General features: G+C 71.9%; 14 protein-coding genes. 10 read left to right on the plus strand and 4 right to left on the minus strand.

The annotated features are described in order from the left end of the window. Window positions 1–509: 509 nt before the first annotated feature. A complete protein-coding gene (locus tag ACZ4M3_RS30410; RefSeq protein ID WP_467738061.1) occupies window positions 510–2540 on the minus strand; it encodes a phosphocholine-specific phospholipase C in 2031 nt (676 codons plus the stop codon). Between the two features lie 119 nt (window positions 2541–2659). Beyond that, complete coding sequence (locus ACZ4M3_RS30415) at window positions 2660–3673, minus strand: NADP-dependent oxidoreductase (protein ID WP_467738062.1); 1014 nt, start codon at window positions 3671–3673, stop codon at window positions 2660–2662. A 101-nt stretch (window positions 3674–3774) separates the two neighbouring features. On the opposite strand from ACZ4M3_RS30415, the gene ACZ4M3_RS30420 reads away from it, so the two are divergent. From ACZ4M3_RS30420 to ACZ4M3_RS30435, 4 genes are all read left to right on the plus strand, one after another. Beyond that, window positions 3775–4653 carry a LysR family transcriptional regulator gene (locus ACZ4M3_RS30420; RefSeq protein WP_467738063.1) on the plus strand — a complete coding sequence of 293 codons (879 nt, stop codon included), beginning with the start codon at window positions 3775–3777 and terminating at the stop codon, window positions 4651–4653. Between the two features lie 272 nt (window positions 4654–4925). After that, window positions 4926–5054 (plus strand): hypothetical protein, encoded by a 129-nt coding sequence (locus ACZ4M3_RS30425; protein WP_467738064.1) that lies wholly within the window; start codon window positions 4926–4928, stop codon window positions 5052–5054. 131 nt (window positions 5055–5185) lie between these two features. Further along, complete coding sequence (locus tag ACZ4M3_RS30430) at window positions 5186–6226, plus strand: 3-isopropylmalate dehydrogenase (RefSeq protein ID WP_467738066.1); 1041 nt, start codon at window positions 5186–5188, stop codon at window positions 6224–6226. A gap of 231 nt (window positions 6227–6457) precedes the next feature. Beyond that, entirely contained in the window at window positions 6458–7558 is a 1101-nt protein-coding gene (locus ACZ4M3_RS30435; protein WP_467738068.1) for a branched-chain amino acid aminotransferase, read from the plus strand. 65 nt (window positions 7559–7623) lie between these two features. Here ACZ4M3_RS30435 and ACZ4M3_RS30440 read toward each other — a convergent pair whose 3' ends face one another. Continuing rightward, window positions 7624–9057: a cytosine permease gene (locus tag ACZ4M3_RS30440; protein WP_467738070.1), complete on the minus strand. Its 1434-nt coding sequence runs from the start codon at window positions 9055–9057 to the stop codon at window positions 7624–7626. A 155-nt stretch (window positions 9058–9212) separates the two neighbouring features. On the opposite strand from ACZ4M3_RS30440, the gene ureA reads away from it, so the two are divergent. The 6 genes from ureA (at window position 9213) to ACZ4M3_RS30470 (ending at window position 16757) form a co-directional block, all read left to right on the plus strand. Continuing rightward, complete coding sequence (ureA, locus tag ACZ4M3_RS30445) at window positions 9213–9956, plus strand: urease subunit gamma (RefSeq protein WP_467738072.1); 744 nt, start codon at window positions 9213–9215, stop codon at window positions 9954–9956. 50 nt (window positions 9957–10006) lie between these two features. Further along, a complete protein-coding gene (locus tag ACZ4M3_RS30450; protein WP_467738320.1) occupies window positions 10007–11689 on the plus strand; it encodes an urease subunit alpha in 1683 nt (560 codons plus the stop codon). A gap of 24 nt (window positions 11690–11713) precedes the next feature. Further along, window positions 11714–12748 (plus strand): agmatine deiminase family protein, encoded by a 1035-nt coding sequence (locus ACZ4M3_RS30455; protein ID WP_467738074.1) that lies wholly within the window; start codon window positions 11714–11716, stop codon window positions 12746–12748. Window positions 12749–12782: 34 nt separating this feature from the next. Continuing rightward, the gene (locus ACZ4M3_RS30460) at window positions 12783–13400 is read left to right on the plus strand and encodes a TetR/AcrR family transcriptional regulator (protein WP_467738076.1); all 618 of its coding nucleotides are present in this window, start codon (window positions 12783–12785) and stop codon (window positions 13398–13400) included. 307 nt (window positions 13401–13707) lie between these two features. Continuing rightward, a complete protein-coding gene (gene cimA / locus ACZ4M3_RS30465) occupies window positions 13708–15330 on the plus strand; it encodes a citramalate synthase (protein WP_467738078.1) in 1623 nt (540 codons plus the stop codon). 80 nt (window positions 15331–15410) lie between these two features. Then, a complete protein-coding gene (locus ACZ4M3_RS30470) occupies window positions 15411–16757 on the plus strand; it encodes a hypothetical protein (RefSeq protein ID WP_467738080.1) in 1347 nt (448 codons plus the stop codon). A gap of 28 nt (window positions 16758–16785) precedes the next feature. On the opposite strand, the gene ACZ4M3_RS30475 is transcribed toward ACZ4M3_RS30470, so the two are convergent. Next, window positions 16786–17403 (minus strand): YceI family protein, encoded by a 618-nt coding sequence (locus ACZ4M3_RS30475; RefSeq protein WP_467738081.1) that lies wholly within the window; start codon window positions 17401–17403, stop codon window positions 16786–16788. Between the last annotated feature and the right edge of the window lie 217 nt (window positions 17404–17620).

The following is a 17620-nucleotide window of genomic DNA, read 5'->3' on the forward strand; positions in this document are numbered from 1 at the left end:
CAGATCTTCACGCGGGGGACCCGTCGCCGCCAGGGTTCGGGCACCACCGCCCGGTCCGATGTGTACCGGACCGGGTCGGTATGGGCATGGCGGGCGCCGGTCGATTCCCGCGCTGGGGCGGTTGTTCCGACGGACGCCCCCTGAGCGGCCTGGGGCTGCCGGTGGTGGGCGCCGCCGTCCGCCGCCGGGCCTCCCACCGGGCTGGACCACTGGGCGCGCCCGGACCGCGCCCGCGGTGCCGACCTGCGCCGCAGCGGCGGAGCGCGCGCTGGACCACCTGCGCCGCCCGGCCGGCGCCGCGTCGCGCGGACGGCGCTCGCCGGGCGCCACGCCGGGGAGCGCCGATCGTCCGTCCGGCCGTCCGGATTCCGCGACCGCCGCGCGTTTCCGGCCTTTCCCGGCGCCCGGCGCCTCGGTGGCGTCGCCGGACGGCCGGACGCGTCGCGCACACCGCCGAGCTGCCCGGCGGGGACCGGGTGGACCCCGCCGGCGGCTCGACTTCGACGTGACTACGAGCCCGAGATGCTCGGCGCGCCCGTCTCGATGTGGCCGGTGTAGCGGCGCGACCAAGTGCCGTCGCAGTCCGCCAGGATCGTGAAGTCGTACCAGCCGTTGCTGTAGGCGACCGCGTTGAAGTAGTCCTCGCTGGAGGAGTTCGCCGGGACGGTGTACGTCCACGGCCCGTCCGTGCGGTAGGCGTTCGAGCGGATGGTGAAGGTGACCGGCGCGGCCGAGGCGTTGGTCATCTTGAGGTAGAGCGCAGTCTTGCCCGTGCCCGGCTCCACCGCATAGCGGGCCGCGACCTCGACCGACTTCCCGGCCTTCGACGCGTCGCCGATGAAGCGCCGCAGGAAGCGGTTGGGGCCGTACATCGAGATGTCGTACTTGCCGGAGCCGCTGCCCAGCCCGATGTTGAAGTAGTCCGTCGCGGTGGAGCCGGCGTCGACGGTGTACTGCCAGGCCGCCGTGTCCCGGTACTGGTGCGGGTGGATCGAGAAGTGCGCGGCCTGCTTCGCCTGCGCGCCCTGGTTGGTCATCGAGAACCAGGCCAGGATCTTGCCCGCCGCCCCGAACTCGAAGCGGTCGAGGTTGCCGTTCACCTGGTAGGGCAGGGCCCGCGCCGGACGGGTCCCGGCTTCCTGCGCCGGCAGGGCGTTGTCCTGCGGCGCCGGGTTGGGCAGCGGGCCGCAGGTCGACTGGCCGATGACCTTCGCCGTCGAGGGGAGCCCGGCGGGGACTCCGTAGACGGGGTGGGCGAAGTCGAAGGCGCCGGTCAGGTCGCCGGTCACCTTGCGGCGCCACGCGCTGATGTTGGGGCAGGTGGCCGGGGTGCCCAGGGCCGAGGTCCAGGTCTCCATGAAGCGGAGTACGGACGTGTGGTCGAAGACCTCGGAGCTGACCCAGCCGCCGCGGGTCCACGGGGACATCACGATCATCGGCACGCGGAAGCCGAGGCCGATCGGGGTGTCGTCGATGTACTCGCCGGGCGTGCCGGGCGGGGCGACCGGCGGCGCGACGTGGTCGAAGAACCCGTCGTTCTCGTCGTAGTTGAGGAAGAGGACCGTGGAGTCGAAGACCTCCGGGTTCGCGGCGAGCGCGCGGTAGACCAGGTCCACGAAGTGCGCGCCGTCGCCGGGCGGGGCGTAGGGGTGTTCCGAGAAGGCCTCGCTGGCCACGACCCAGGACACCTGGGGGAGGGTGCCGGCGACCACGTCGGCGCGGATCGCCGCCGCGATGTCGTCCGGGGTGGAACCGGTGATCTTGGGGACGGAGCCCATGCCCCGGTCCCACAGCGGGTTTCCGGGGGCCGCGTCCGTGAACTTCTTGAAGTAGGCCAGGCCGTTGTCGCCGTAGTTGTCCTGGGCGTTCTGGTAGACCTTCCAGCTCATCCCGGCCCGCTGGAGGGCCTCGGCGTACGTCTCCCAGGTCAGCCCGGACTCGTCGCCGCCGTCCTTGCTGCCCGCGTCGACCTTGCCGCTCCACAGGAACGTGCGGTTGGGGCCGGTCGCACTGAGGGTGGAGCAGAAGTAGGCGTCGCAGATCGTGTAGTTGTCGGCGAGCCCGTAGTGGAACGGGATGTCCCCCCGGTCGAGGTGACCGAGGGTGCGGGTGTTGCCGACGCCGGTGACCCAGTTGTCCATCCGGCCCTTGTTCCAGGCGGCGTGCTGCGAGGACCAGCTGTGCGGGAGGTCGCCGTTGCACTGGGCGAGGGTCTCGCCGTCCACGCCGCCGGCGGCCGGGGTGGCGCTCAGTTTCCAGGGGTACTGGCGCCCGCCCCAGTTGGGCTGGTTGAAGGTCCCCCAGCCGCCCGGTATGTTGCCGGCCGCCCGGTCGCCGAAACCGCGGACGCCCTTCAGTCTGCCGAAGTAGTGGTCGAAGCTGCGGTTCTCCTGCATGAGGATGACCACGTGCTTCACATCGGCGATCGTGCCGGTCGCGGCGGCCGCGGCGGCCGCCGTCGGTGTGACCGCGGGCAGGGCGGCTCCCGCCACCAGCCCGGCGCCGATACCCACGAAACCTCTGCGGCTGATCGGTGTCACTGGCTACTCGCCTCCAACTCGGGTGCCCCGCTGGCACATCGTCCGAAAGAGTGGCGGGCGCCGGGCCAAAGGTCTACATCCGTGCGGTAAGTAGTCGGTGAACTTCCGGGTGGCCGGATTCAGCCGTCGACGCGAACGAGCATCTTGCCCAGGTTCTCCCCTCGGAGCATGCCCAGGAAAGCCTCCACGGTGTGGTCGAACCCCTGCACAACGGTGGTATCCGTACCTATCCGGCCACTGCGCAGGTGCGGGACCACGAACTCCTCCAGCTCGTCCTGGAGATTGGTGTGATGGCGAACCAATACCCCTTCCAGCCGCAGTGACTTGTGGACGACCTCGAAGAGGTTGCGCGGAGCGGCGGGGGAGCGGTCGCCGTTGTACATCGAGATCGCGCCGACCCAGGCGATCCGCCCGAACTCGCGCAGCACGTCGATCGCCCCCTCCAGGTGGTCGCCGCCGACGTTGTCCACGTACACGTCGATACCGTCCGGCGCGGCCTGGGCCAGCTGCTCGCCGACCGGCCCGTCGTGGTAGTCGAAGGCGGCGTCGAAGCCCAGCTCGCCGGTCAGGTGGGCGACCTTGGCCGCCGAGCCCGCGCTGCCGATGATCCGGCGGGCGCCCAGCAGGCGGGCGATGTGCCCGGTCGCCGTGCCGACCCCGCCCGCGGCGGCGGAGACGAAGAGGTCCTCGCCCTCCCGCAGGGCCGCCGTCCGGGTGAGGGCGGCGTACGCGGTCAGGCCGGTGCCGCCGAGGATGGAGAGGTACGCGTCGAGGGGGACGCCGGGGTGGTTGCGCAGCTTGCGGGCGCCGTCCACCCCCAGGGTGACCAGCGCGTGGGTGCGCCAGCCCTGCCGGTGGAAGACGAGGTCGCCCTCGGCCAGCCCGGGGTCCCGGGAGGCGATCACCCGGCCGACCGCGCGCCCCTCCAGGGGGGTGTGCAGGTCGAAACCGCCCTCGCCGCCGTCCATCAGGCCGCGGTGGTACGGGTCGACGGAGAGCAGGAGGTTGTGGACCAGGGCGGTCCCGGGGGCGGGTGCGGGGACCGGGGTGCGCACGTAGGCGAAGTCGGTGGCTTCGGGGAAGCCGGAGGGGCGGGCGGTCTGATGGACGGCGTAGCCGGTCTGCGTGGTCATGGCAGTGACCGTAGGAAGGAATCCCGGGCCCGGGCAGGGGGTTGGGCTCATGGAAGCCGCACACCCATGAATCCCGCTCATAGAACGAGGTGAGAGCCCCCATGGCCGAGCTCGCTCCGCAGGAACTGCGCATCTTGGTGGCCGTCGCCGAGACCGGCGGCTTCTCCGCCGCGGGCGCCGCGCTGGGCATCGGCCAGTCCGCCGTCTCGCACTCCGTGCGCGGCAGCGAAGCCAAGGTCGGCGCGGTGCTCTTCGAGCGCGGGCGCGCCGGGTCCGTACCCACCCCGGCGGGCGAGCGGGCCGTCGCCCTGGCCCGGCGCATCCTGCGGCTGTACGAGGTCCTGGGCGCCGAGGCCCGGGGTGCCGCCCGGGCCCCGGCCGAGGCGGTGGCGGGCGTGCTGCGCATCGCGGCGTTCCGCAGCGCGGCCCTGCACCTGCTGCCGCCCGCCCTGGAGCGCCTCACCGCCCGCCACCCGGGGCTGCGCCCGGAGGTCCGGGTCGTGCGCGAGCTCGGCGCCGGTACCGCCGGGGAGGTGCTGGCCGGCCGGGCCGACCTGGGCATCGCCACCCTCGGCGGCCCGGCGGGGCTGCCCTCCGGCCTGCTGAGCGGGGTCATCGCCGAGGAGGCGTACGCACTGGTCCACCCGGTGGGACACCCCGACCCCAGGGCGCTGCCGCTGCTGGACTGGGACGAGAACTGCGGCTCCTACACCCGGGCCTGGTGGCAGGCGCAGGAGTGGATCCCGCGGGCCACGGTCAAGGCGGAGGACGACGGCATGGTGCTGACCATGGTCGGCCGGGGGCTGGGAATGGCGATCCTGCCCGAGCTGTCCCTGCGCGAGGCGGGCGGCACCGTCGAGATCGCCGACCTGGGCCCGGAGAGGCCGGTGAGACAGGTGGGATACGTCACCACTCCGGAATCGGCGTCCAGCCTCGCCGTACGGGCTCTGATCAGGGAACTCCGCTCGGACAACGGCTGAAAACGGAACCGGCTCGGGGTGGCGGGGGTGCCCCGGCCGGGTCATTCCCGTCTCAGATACTAGGAAGTCCGAGTAATTGCGGAGACAGGCAGCGGGACCTGCCCTAGCTTTGTAGGAGCCGAACGTCTCGCCGATCCGGCGAATGGCGGTCGAGAGCGCGCGCCCTTTGGCAGGCAACCCCTGCGGCGCACCGCTCCCCGCCTCTTCCGGCGCCTTGAAGGAACCCCTCATCCGTGGCCCCGCCACGCCGTGATCTCAAGGAGTCGATCACCATGACCCGTACCAACGCCGTCCGCCGCGTCCGCCACTCCTCCACCGCCGACGCCGACCGCAAGAACGCCGCCGCCGCCCTCCAGCGGGCGCTGGACCGCCGCGACAACGGCGGCTCGACCGGCCACTGAGCCGGATCGCGGGCCGTCGGCTCCCGCTCCCAGCCCCCGCCCGGGCCGCAACCCGGACGTCTCCCGTTCCCGCGCGTCCACATGGTGGACGGAAGATGTCTGAGGGCTGGGACAGGGAGTACGGTTCCGACATGTCGACCAGCATCAATCTCGCAGTGATCCCCGGTGATGGCATCGGCCAGGAAGTCGTGGCTCAGGGCCTCAAGGTCCTTACCGCGGTCCTGCCCCAGGATGTGAAGCTGGAGACCAAGGAATACGACCTCGGCGCCCAGCGCTGGCACCGCACCGGTGAGACCCTCCCGGAAGCGGAGCTCGACGCCCTCAAGCACCACGACGCGATCCTGCTGGGCGCCATCGGCGACCCCTCGGTCCCCTCGGGGGTCCTGGAGCGCGGTCTGCTGCTGAAGCTCCGCTTCGCCTTCGACCACTTCATCAACCTGCGCCCCTCGAAGCTCTTCCCCAACACGGCCACCCCGCTGGCCGGCCGTCCGGAGATCGACTTCGTCGTCGTGCGCGAGGGCACCGAGGGCCCGTACACCGGCAACGGCGGCAGCCTGCGCACGGGGACGCCCGCCGAGGTGGCCACCGAGGTCAGCATCAACACCGCGTACGGTGTGGAGCGCGTCGTCCGCGACGCGTACGAGCGGGCCAACGCCCGCCCCCGCAAGAAGCTGACGCTGGTCCACAAGAACAACGTCCTCGTGTACGCGGGCCACATGTGGAAGAACATCTTCGACAAGGTCGGCCGGGAGTACCCCGAGGTCACCACCGACTACCTGCACGTCGACGCCGCGACCATCTTCTTCGTCACGCAGCCCGAGCGCTTCGACGTCATCGTCACGGACAACCTCTTCGGTGACATCCTCACCGACCTGGCCGCGGCCGTCACCGGCGGCATCGGCCTGGCCGCCTCCGGGAACATCAACCCGACCGGCGCCTTCCCGTCCATGTTCGAGCCCGTCCACGGCTCGGCCCCGGACATCGCCGGCACCGGCAAGGCCGACCCGACCGCGACGATCCTCTCCGTCGCCCTCCTGCTGCGCCATCTGGGCTACGAGGCCCAGGCCGTCCGCATCGAGGAAGCGGTCTCCGCCGACCTGGCCGAGCGCGACGGAATCTTCCGCTCCACCGACGCGATCGGCGACGCCCTCGCCGCGCGCGTAGCCGGCTGACCCGGCAGAGCTCCACACCCAGGAAGCCGCCGGGCCGCGATCACCGCACCCGGCGGCTTCTCCTGCGCGGCCCCGGGTGCCACCATCTCCCCTGGGCCGCATCACCCCGTTTCTCCGCGGACACCGCGCGCGCGATAATCGAACGCGAGGCCGCGGAATACGGGGAAGCTCGGACGTCCTAGTACGCGTGAGCGCGGTCCGCCATACACAAACGGTGAAGGACAAGCACTCATGACGACGCCCACCATCGAGCTGAAGCCCTCCTCGAACCCCCTGTCCGACGCGGAGCGCGAGGCGATCCTGGCCAGCCCCGGTTTCGGCCGCCACTTCACCGATCACATGGTGACGATCAAGTGGACCGAGGGCCGCGGCTGGCACGACGCCGAGCTGGTCCCGTACGCGCCGCTGTCGATCGACCCGGCGAACATGACCCTGCACTACGCGCAGACCATCTTCGAGGGTCTCAAGGCCTACAAGCAGCCCGATGGCACGGTCGCCACGTTCCGCCCCGAGGCCAACGCCGAGCGGTTCCAGGCCTCCGCGCGCCGCATGGCGATGCCGGAACTCCCCGCCGACCTGTTCATCGCCGCCTGCGACGCCCTCATCGCGCAGGACCGCGCCTGGGTGCCGGACTCGGGCGAGGCCTCGCTGTATCTGCGTCCGTTCATGTTCGCGTCCGAGGTCGGCCTGGGTGTCCGTCCGGCCAACGAGTTCCTGTTCATGGTCATCGCCTCCCCGGCCGGCGCGTACTTCCCCGGTGGCGTCAAGCCCGTCTCGGTCTGGCTCTCGGAGGAGTACGTCCGCGCCGTCAAGGGCGGTACGGGCGCGGCCAAGACCGGCGGCAACTACGCGGCCTCCCTCGTCGCCCAGGCCCAGGCCGCCTCGCACGGCTGCGACCAGGTGGTGTGGCTCGACGCCGTCGAGCACCGCTGGATCGAGGAGATGGGCGGCATGAACCTGTACTTCGTGTACGGCGAAGCGGACGGCACGCAGCGCATCGTCACCCCCGAGCTCACCGGTTCGCTCCTCCCGGGCATCACCCGCGACTCCCTCCTCACCATCGCCCGCGACCTCGGCTACACCGCCGAGGAGGGCCGGATCAGCACCGAGGACTGGAAGCGCGACAACGAGAACGGCACCCTGACCGAGGTGTTCGCCTGCGGCACCGCCGCCGTCATCACCCCGGTCGGCTCGGTCAAGTCGGAGCGCGCCAACTGGACGCAGGGCACCGGCGAGCCGGGCGAGGTGACCATGAAGCTCCGCAAGGCGCTGCTGGACCTCCAGACCGGCCACGCCGCCGACACCCACGGCTGGATGCACCCGCTCGGCTAGGGCGTGTACGCGCGAAGGCCCGCCCCTTCCGGGGCGGGCCTTTCGTGTGCGCGGCGCGGGGGGCCTTACGCCGCCACGGGCTCCTCGGCGGGGTTCTCGGCCGCCGGGGCGGGGGCCGAGCGGCCGGTCAGGGCGGTCAGGGCCGTGTAGGCGAGCCCGCCGGCCAGGCCGGAGAGGACGAAGGAGCAGTCCACCCCGCGGGTCAGGGCCAGCAGCGGGCCCTCGTAGAACGGGGTGGTCACGGCGAGCAGGCCGACGCCCGCGCCGATCGCCCAGGCGGCGGTGGCCTGGACGTTCCAGCCCGCGCGGTACCAGTAGATCCCGCCCACCGAGCGGCGGTTGAAGACCTGGAGCGCGTCGGCGTCGTACTGCCCGCGGCAGCGGACGTAGCCGATGAGGGTGATGACGGCCCACGGGGTGCCGATCGCGGTCAGCAGCAGGACGAACGATGTCATCGCGGACTGGACGTCCCACTCGAAGGAGCCGAAGAAGACGAACGTGGTGGCGACGGCGGCGGCGATCACGGTGGCCTTGGTGCGGGTGGCCTTCGGGACGATCGCGTCCAGGTCGAGGCCCATGGAGTAGAGCATCAGCCCGGCGTTGCCCACCGAACCGGCCGCGGCCGCCGCGAGCAGCGGTACGAGGTACCAGAAGGGCGCGGCCTCGACGAGCGGCCCGGCGTAGTCGGCGCCGGCCTTGGCGGCGAGCGCGGTGTACGTGCCGAACAGCTGCGGGATCAGGAGCCCGATCGCCAGCCCCAGACAGGTGCCCCAGAAGACCTTGCGGGAGCTGTGCCGGGTCGGGGAGATGTAGCGGGTGTAGTCGCCCAGCAGCGTGATGAACGCGACGGGACCGCTCAGACCGGCCGCGACGGCGGCCAGCAGCCAGGTCGGCCAGAACGAGCCGAGCAGGTAGGAGGTCTCCGGCGGCGCGGCGGTGGTGAAGCCGGGCGCGTAGGCGTAGATGCCGATGGCCAGCAGGATCACCATGCCGATGGAGAGCACCTTGCTCATGCGCAGCAGCAGCCGGTAGCCGAACACGGCTCCCACGACGGTGAAGGCGGCCAGTACGCCGTACATCACCGCGTGGGTGGCGCCGGTGTCCGGCAGGCCCACGAGCCGTGCCAGGGTGCCGACCATCACGTCGCCGCCGATCCACAGGGTCAAGGCGGTGTAACCGAGCGCGAGGAGCAGGCCCACGACGGAGCCGACGAGCCGTCCCCGGACGCCGAACTGGGCGCCGCTGGAGGTCGACAGGTTGGTGGCCGTCCGCAGGGAGACCAGCGCCAGTGGCGCGGTGAAGGCGATGCCGACGAGCGTGCCGGTCACGATGGCCGTCAGTGAGGGCCACAGGCCCAGTCCGAAGGACGGGGGCAGCCAGCCGAACACGATCACGCCGAGGCAGAGGTTGGAGCCGAGCAGGATCGATATCAGGTCACGGGGACCGCTCGTCCGCTCCTCCTCCGGGATCGTGTCGACTCCGCGCTGTTCGATGGGCATGGGGGAGCTCCCTTGGCAGGGCGGGGGTGAGTGCGCTTCGTTTGAGCGACATTCAATGTGACCTAAGCCCAGGTCTCAGGTCAATGCTTCATTGCGGAGAAATGAAGAGTTAGAGTGATGCTCTAACCCATCGAACCAAAAGGTGGTGGATCGGCGTGCGGCTGACCCCTACGGAGCGCGACCGGCTGCTGCTGCGCGGCGCCGCGGAACTGGCCAGGGCCCGGCGGGCCCGGGGCCTCAAGCTCAACGTCCCGGAGGCCACCGCGCTCATCGCGGACACGGTCTGCGAGGCGGCCCGCGACGGCAAGCGGCTCGCCGAGGCCATCGAGGAGGCCAGCAGCGTGCTGGGCCCCGACGACGTGCTGCCCGGCGTGTCCGACGTGGTCACCGAGGTGCACGTCGAGGCCGTCTTCGACGACGGATCCCGCCTCGCGGTGGTGTCCTCGCCGATCCGGGGCGCCGCGGGCCTGGGCGACGACGCGCCCGGCGCGGTGGTGCCCGGCCCGGGCGCGCCCCAGCCGGAGCCGGTCCTGCACCTGCGGGTGCGCAACACCGCCTCCGTACCGGTGAGCGTCACCTCCCACTTCCACTTCTTCGAGGCGAACCCGCGCCTGGACTTCGACCGCGCCGCGGCCTACGGGATGCGGCTGTGCGTGCTCGCCGGCTCCTCCGTACGGTTCGACCCGCACGGCGAGGCCGAGGTCGGGCTGGTCCCGATCGGCGGCGCGCGCGTGGCCATCGGCTTCGCCGGGCTGGTCGACGGGCCGCTGGACGCTCCCGGCGCCAAGGAGGAGGCCCTGCGCCGCGCGGCCGCGTGCGGCTACCTGGGCACCGGCAGCCCTCACGACGGGCCCGCGGACGCCCCCACAGACGAGGCCACGGACGGAGACCAGGCGTGAGCAGGCAGACCAAACACAGCGACCACTGCGCGCCGGGCGCGAGCCGGCACATCGACCCGCACGAGTACGCCTCCGTCTTCGGCCCCCGGGCCGGGGACCGGGTCCGGCTCGGCGACTCGGGCCTGACGGTCCGCGTCGAGCACGACGCGCAGCAGCCGGGCGACGAGTTCCTGGCCGGCTTCGGCAAGACCGCCCGCGACGGTCTGCACCTCAAGGCCGCCGCCGTCCGCGAGACCTGTGACGTGGTGATCAGCAACGTGCTGGTCATCGACGCCGTCCTCGGCATCCGCAAGGTCTCCGTCGGCATCCGTGAGGGCCGTATCCACGCGATCGGCCGGGCCGGTAACCCGGACACCCTCGACGGCGTGGACGTCGTCGTCGGCACCGGTACCTCGATCGTCTCCGGCGAGGGCCTCATCGCCACCGCCGGAGCCGTGGACACCCACGTCCACCTGCTCTCCCCGCGCATCATGGAGGCCTCGCTCGCCGCCGGTGTCACCACCGTCATCGGCCAGGAGTTCGGCCCGGTCTGGGGCGTGGGCGTCAACTCCCCGTGGGCGCTGAAGCACGCCTTCAACGCCTTCGACGCCTGGCCCGTGAACATCGGCTTCCTCGCCCGCGGCTCCTCCTCGGACGCCGCCCCGCTGGTGGAGGCCCTGGCCGAGGGCGGCGCGAGCGGGTTCAAGGTCCACGAGGACATGGGCGCCCACACCCGCGCCCTGGACACCGCGCTGCGGGTGGCCGAGGAACACGACGTACAGGTCGCCCTGCACAGCGACGGCCTCAACGAGTGCCTCTCCGTCGAGGACACCCTGCGGGTACTGGACGGCCGCACCATCCACGCCTTCCACATCGAGGGCTGCGGCGGCGGCCACGTCCCCAACGTGCTGAAGATGGCGGGCGTACCGAACGTCATCGGCTCCTCCACCAACCCCACCCTGCCCTTCGGCCGGGACGCGGTCGCCGAGCACTACGGCATGATCGTCTCGGTCCACGACCTCAAGCCGGACCTCCCGGGCGACGCGGCCATGGCCCGCGACCGGATCCGCGCCGGGACGATGGGCGCCGAAGACGTCCTGCACGACCTGGGCGCGATCGGCATCACCTCCTCCGACGCCCAGGGCATGGGCCGGGCCGGCGAGACCATCCGGCGCACCTTCGCCATGGCCGCCAAGATGAAGGGCGAGCTGGGGCCGCTGGCCGGCGACGGTGAGGGCGACGACAACGCCCGCGTCCTGCGCTACATGGCCAAGCTGACCATCAACCCCGCCATCGCCCACGGCCTGGCCCACGAGATCGGCTCCATCGAGGTCGGCAAGCTCGCCGACATCGTGCTGTGGCGCCCGCAGTTCTTCGGTGCCAAGCCCCAGCTCGTGCTGAAGTCCGGCTTCCCGGCGTACGGGGTCACCGGTGACCCCAACGCCGCCACCGACACCTGCGAACCGCTCGTCCTGGGGCCGCAGTTCGGTGCCTACGGGGCCACCGCCGCCGACATCTCCGTCGCGTTCGTCTCCGCCGCGGCCGCCGCCCTCGGCTCCGACCAGATGCCCACGCGCAGGCGCCGGGTGGCCGTCCGCGGCACCCGCGGCATCGGTCCCGCGGACCTCCTCCTCAACTCCCGGGTGGGCGCGGTCGACGTGGACGCGCAGAGCGGTCTCGTCACCCTCGACGGGGACCCGCTGCGCTCCGAAGCGGCCGATTCGGTCTCCCTCAACCGCCTGTACTTCCTGTAACAGACAGCCTCTAAGGACCCCTCCATGACCAAGCCCGCCGCCGACGGCTTCCGGATGCCCGCCGAGTGGACGCCCCACGAGCGCACCTGGATGGCCTGGCCCAGCCCCAACCCCACCTTCACCAACGACCAGGAGCTGGCCGAGGCCCGTCAGGCGTGGGGCGCAGTCGCCCGCGCGGTGCGCGGCTACGAGCCGGTGACGCTCGTCGTCTCGCCCGGTGACGCGGACAGCGCCCGCGCCATCGTGGGCGAGGAGGTCGACCTCGTGGAGCGGGAGCTCGACGACGCCTGGATGCGCGACATCGGCCCCACCTTCGTCACCAACGAGGCGGGCGAGCTGGCCGCCGTCGACTGGACCTTCAACGGCTGGGGCGCCCAGGAGTGGGCCCGCTGGGACCACGACGAGAAGATCGCCCGGCACGTCTCGGACCTGGCCGGCACCCGGACGTACAGCACCCCGCTGGTCAACGAGGGCGGCGCCATCCACGTCGACGGGGAGGGCACCGTGCTCCTCACCGACACCGTGCAGCTCGGCGAGGGCCGCAACCCCGGCTGGAGCCGCCAGCAGGTCGAGGAGGAGATCCACGCCCACCTCGGCACCACCAAGGCCATCTGGCTGCCGTACGGCCTGGCCGGGGACTACGGCACCTACGGCACCCAGGGCCACGTGGACATCGTCGCGGCCTTCGCCCGCCCCGGCGTCGTCATGGTCCACAGCCAGCCGGACCCGGCCCACCCGGACCACGAGCGCTGCAAGACCATCGCCGCCCTCCTGCGGGCCTCCACCGACGCCCGGGGCCGGCTGCTGGAGGTCGTGGAGATCCCGGCGCCGACCGTGCTGGAGGAGGACGGCGAGTGGGTCGACTACTCGTACATCAACCACTACCTGTGCAACGACGGCGTCGTCCTGTGCTCCTTCGACGACCCGCGGGACGAGGAGGCGGCGGAAATCTTCCGCGGTCTGTTCCCGGAGCGGACCGTGACCCTCGTTGACGCACGTACGATTTTCGCCGGGGGTGGCGGTATCCACTGCATCACCCAGCAGCAGCCGAAGGTCTGATCCAGGCGGACGGACCCGATGTGAGGAGAGGCCCATGGCGGCGGGTGGAGTACGGCCGGCGCGGAAGAACGCCCCGCCGCGCGAGGACGTACTCGTCGCCGCCATGGCCACGATCGCCGAACGCGGCCTCGACGGCCTGACCATGGCCGGCCTGGGCCGCCAGGTCGGCATGAGCAGCGGCCACCTCCTCTACTACTTCGGCAGCAAGGACGAACTGCTGCTGCGGACGCTGGAGTGGAGCGAGGCCGCGCTCGGCACCGAGCGGCGGGCCCTGCTCTCCCGCAGCGGCACGGCGCGCGAACGGCTGGCCGCCTACGTGGACCTCTACGTCCCCGACGGCGCCCGCGACCCGCACTGGACCCTCTGGCTGGAGGTCTGGAACCGTTCGCAGAACGCCGGCCCCGCGGAACGCGACCGGCAGGCCGCCATCGAGGGAGCCTGGCACCGCGACCTGGTGGCCCTGCTCGCAGAGGGCATCTCGCGCGGGGAGTTCCGGCCGGTGGACGCCGACCGCTTCGCGGCCCGGCTGCGCGCCCTGCTCGACGGGTTCAGCATCCAGGTCGCCGTCGGCCTGCCCGGAATAGGGCGGGACGACATCCTCGGCCACGTGCGGGAATTCGTGGACGGGACGCTGGTGGCGCCGCCGGGCTGATCCCGGCGGCCGCCGCTCGCATAGTGAGACGTCGGTCCGCGCGCGCGGACCCGTGTGACACACTGCGGACGTGCCTGCTCAGCTCATGATTATGGACAGCAGCGCGCCGGTCCGCAGTGACCGCTGAGCCCTGGAACAACCAGGGGAAAGCGGCCACCGTGCCCCAGACCCGCGCGCAGACCTCTCGCACCCGCGAGGGGTCTTTTCGTTTCCCGGCCCATTCCTGCCGGGGCCCGGCAGCGCGCGATGATGGGGGCAGTGGATCCCCGGTCTCCGGAACCACTCATCCGACAGGAGTCTGACCAGCATGACGACGACAGAGGCGACGGAGCCGCACGCAGGCCCTGACGACGGCTTCCACGTCTTCGACACCACCCTGCGCGACGGCGCCCAGCGCGAGGGCATCAACCTCACGGTCGCGGACAAGCTGACGATCGCCCGGCACTTGGACGACTTCGGCGTGGGGTTCATCGAGGGCGGCTGGCCCGGCGCCAACCCGCGCGACACCGAGTTCTTCGCCCGCGCCCGCGCCGAGATCGACTTCAAGCACGCGCAGCTCGTCGCCTTCGGCGCCACCCGCCGGGCCGGCGGCTCCGCCGCCGCGGACCCACAGGTCCGCGCCCTGCTGGAGTCCGGCGCACCCGTGATCACCCTGGTCGCGAAGTCCCACGACCGGCACGTCGAACTCGCGCTGCGCACCACCTTGGACGAGAACCTTGAGATGGTCCGCGACACCGTCTCCCACCTGGTGGCGCAGGGCCGCCGGGTGTTCGTCGACTGCGAGCACTTCTTCGACGGCTACCGGGCCAACGCGGAGTACGCGAAGTCCGTCGTACGCACCGCCTACGAGGCGGGCGCCGACGTCGTCGTCCTCTGCGACACCAACGGCGGCATGCTCCCCGCCCAGATCAGCGCCACCGTCGCCACCGTCCTCGCCGACACCGGAGCCCGCCTCGGCATCCACGCCCAGGACGACACCGGTTGCGCCGTGGCCAACACGCTGGCCGCCGTCGACGCGGGCGCCACCCACGTCCAGTGCACCGCCAACGGTTACGGCGAACGCGTCGGCAACGCCAACCTGTTCCCCGTCGTCGCCGCGCTGGAGATCAAGTACGGGCGCCGGGTGCTGCCCGAGGGCGCGCTCGCCGAGATGACCCGGATCTCGCACGCCATCGCCGAGGTCGTCAACCTCACGCCGTCCACGCACCAGCCGTACGTGGGTGTCTCCGCCTTCGCGCACAAGGCGGGCCTGCACGCCTCCGCGATCAAGGTCGACCCGGACCTCTACCAGCACATCGACCCCGAGCGCGTCGGCAACACCATGCGGATGCTGGTCTCCGACATGGCCGGCCGGGCCTCCATCGAGCTCAAGGGCAAGGAACTCGGCGTCGACCTCGGCGGCGACCGCGCGCTGATCTCCCGGGTCGTCGAGCGGGTCAAGGAACGCGAGCTGCGGGGTTACACGTACGAGGCCGCCGACGCCTCCTTCGAACTGCTGCTGCGCGCCGAGGCCGAGGGCCGGGCCCGCAAGTACTTCCGGGTCGAGTCCTGGCGGGCGATCGTCGAGGACCGCCCGGACGGCACCCACGCCAACGAGGCCACGGTCAAGCTGTGGGCCAAGGGCGAGCGGATCGTGGCGACGGCCGAGGGCAACGGCCCCGTCAACGCGCTGGACCGCGCGCTGCGGGTGGCCCTGGAGCGGTTCTACCCGCAGCTGGCCAAATTCGAGCTGGTGGACTACAAGGTCCGCATCCTGGAGGGCAAGCACGGCACGGAGTCCACGACCCGGGTGCTGATCTCCACGACGGACGGCGCCCGCGAGTGGTCCACGGTCGGCGTCGCCGAGAACGTGATCGCGGCTTCCTGGCAGGCACTGGAGGACGCCTTCACCTTCGGACTGCTGCACGCGGGCGTCGAACCGGCCGAGTAGCGGCGCGGGCCCCGGCGGGACCGGGCCGCGCTTATGTCCCGTTCACCCGGGAGAGGGGCGGTTCGGGTAGCGTCGTAGGCATGAGGACCAGGCTTATGTCCGTGCTGTCCGGCCTGCTGCTGGGGCTCTTCGCGTTCGCCTTCGTGGGCGTTCCGCAGGCGTCCGCCGCCACGGGAACCGCAGCCGTCGCGCAGGCGCTCAAGCAGGGCCCGGTCTACGTCGACCCGCGCGCCGCGGCGCAGCTGTCCCCGGCGCAGGCCGACGCACTGGCCCAGAAGATCGAGAAGGCCGGCAAGCCGGTCTTCGTGGCGGTGCTCCCGGCCACGGACGAGTTCCCGCCCAAGGGGCTGCTGAGCGCCGTCCGGGCCCAGACGGGCATCACGGGGCTGTACGCGATCCGCCTCGGCACCGCCTTCGACGCCGGGGCCGACGCCTCCGTCATGCCGCGGGTCGCCGTACGCAACCTCACCGACGCGGTGAAGGCGGGCGGGCCGGTGGACGCGGCCACCGAGCTGAACAACTTCGTCGACCAGGCCCTCACCCAGGCCAAGGGCCACGCCCCGGCCTCCTGGGGCGGCGCCGCCGCGGACAACACCGGCAGCCCGGTCGGCGGCCTGGTGACGCTCGGCGCGGTCGCGGTGCTCGGCGGCGGTGGCGCCTACGCGCTGGTCCGGCGCAACCGGAAGCGGAAGGAAGAGGCGCGGCGCGACGCGATCGCCCGGCTCGGCGTGGTCGTGGACGAGGACATCACCGCCTTCGGCGAAGAACTCGACCGGCTGGACTTCCAGCCCGGTGAGCCCGGCGCCGACGACGCCATGCGCGCCGACTACGGGCAGGCCCTGGACTCGTACGAGAAGGCCAAGCAGATCATGGCCCGGGTCCGGTACCCGGAAGAGGTGCAGGGCGTCACCCAGGCGCTGGAGGACGGGCGCTACGCCCTGGCCCGCCTGGACGCGCGCCGTCGGGGGGAGCCGGTTCCGGAGCGCCGGGCCCCCTGCTTCTTCGACCCGCGCCACGGGCCGAGCACCGAGGACGCCCCCTGGGCCCCGGCGGGCGGGGCGGCCCGTACGGTCCCGGTCTGCACGGCGGACGCGGTGCGGCTGCGCGACGGCCTGGACCCGGCGGTGCGCACGGTCGACACCGACTACGGGCCGCGGCCCTACTACGACGCCGGTCCGGCCTACGGCCCCTGGGCCGGCGGGTACTTCGGCGGCGGCATCCTGCCCGGTCTGCTCGTGGGCACGCTGCTCGGTTCGATGATGTCCGGCCCCGCGTACGCCGCGGACTTCGGCGGCACGGGCGGCGGGTTCGACGGCGGCGACGTGTCGGGGGCCGACTTCAACCCCGCCGACTTCGGCGGCGGGGACTTCGGCGGCGGTGGCGGCTTCGACGGTGGCGGCGGCTTCGACGGCGGGGGAGGCTTCTAGCCGCCCCCGGGCGTTCCGTCGTTCCGGGTCAGGCCTGCTTGATGGCAGAGATGTCGAAGGTCAGCTTCACCTTGTCGCTGACCATCACGCCGCCGGCCTCCAGTGCCGCGTTCCAGGTCAGGCCCCAGTCGGAGCGCAGGATCTGGGTGGAGCCCTCGAAGCCGACGCGCTGGTTGCCGTAGACGTCGGTGGCGGAGCCGTTGAACTCCAGGTCGATCGAGAGCGGGCGGGTGACGTCCTTGATGGTGAGGTCGCCCGAGATGCGGTAGGTGTCGCCGCCGAGCGCGGCCGCCCCCGTGGAGCGGAAGCTCATCAGCGGGAAGGTCTCGGCGTCGAAGAAGTCGGCGCTGCGCAGGTGGCCGTCGCGGTCGGCGATGCCGGTGTCCACGGAGGCCGTCTTCACGTCGAGGGAGGCCGTCGAGCGGGCCGGGTCGGCGCCGTCGAGGTGCAGCGTGCCCTCGTGTTCGGTGAAGGCGCCGCGGACGTTGGTGACCATGGCGTGCCGGACGGTGAAGCCGATGCTGCTGTGCGCCGGGTCGATGACGTAGTCACCGGTCAGGGCGGCGAGCGCCGGGTCCACGGCGGGCGCGGCGACGTCGGCGGTGGCGGGGTTCTGGTCGTTGTTGCGGCGGGTGAAGATGCCCATGATTACTCCTCGGTCGGCGATGCCAAGCCTTGTTCAAGCCTGAACAACAACGACGCTAGCCCCATTCCGTTGAAAGTTCAACTTCCCTGCCTCTGGAAGGGTGATTTATAGGATCTCCACAACGGTCGGCCGTCCTGGCTGGTGGAGTCAGCGCCTCCCGGAGCGGTTCTGTCCGGGCCACACAGCGGATCGGTTCGGAGACTGTGCGGAACCAACG

The organism is Streptomyces sp. NPDC026522 (assembly GCF_055567555.1).

Bases quoted from the DNA above. Each gene is read 5' to 3' on its own strand.
- ACZ4M3_RS30415 (WP_467738062.1), bottom strand. From the start codon at position 3,673: ATGACCACGCAGACCGGCTACGCCGTCCATCAGACCGCCCGCCCCTCC.
- ACZ4M3_RS30420 (WP_467738063.1), top strand. From the start codon at position 3,775: ATGGCCGAGCTCGCTCCGCAGGAACTGCGCATCTTGGTGGCCGTCGCC.
- ACZ4M3_RS30425 (WP_467738064.1), top strand. From the start codon at position 4,926: ATGACCCGTACCAACGCCGTCCGCCGCGTCCGCCACTCCTCCACCGCC.
- ACZ4M3_RS30430 (WP_467738066.1), top strand. From the start codon at position 5,186: ATGTCGACCAGCATCAATCTCGCAGTGATCCCCGGTGATGGCATCGGC.
- ACZ4M3_RS30435 (WP_467738068.1), top strand. From the start codon at position 6,458: ATGACGACGCCCACCATCGAGCTGAAGCCCTCCTCGAACCCCCTGTCC.
- ACZ4M3_RS30440 (WP_467738070.1), bottom strand. From the start codon at position 9,057: ATGCCCATCGAACAGCGCGGAGTCGACACGATCCCGGAGGAGGAGCGG.
- ACZ4M3_RS30455 (WP_467738074.1), top strand. From the start codon at position 11,714: ATGACCAAGCCCGCCGCCGACGGCTTCCGGATGCCCGCCGAGTGGACG.
- ACZ4M3_RS30460 (WP_467738076.1), top strand. From the start codon at position 12,783: ATGGCGGCGGGTGGAGTACGGCCGGCGCGGAAGAACGCCCCGCCGCGC.
- cimA (WP_467738078.1), top strand. From the start codon at position 13,708: ATGACGACGACAGAGGCGACGGAGCCGCACGCAGGCCCTGACGACGGC.
- ACZ4M3_RS30470 (WP_467738080.1), top strand. From the start codon at position 15,411: ATGAGGACCAGGCTTATGTCCGTGCTGTCCGGCCTGCTGCTGGGGCTC.
- ACZ4M3_RS30475 (WP_467738081.1), bottom strand. From the start codon at position 17,403: ATGGGCATCTTCACCCGCCGCAACAACGACCAGAACCCCGCCACCGCC.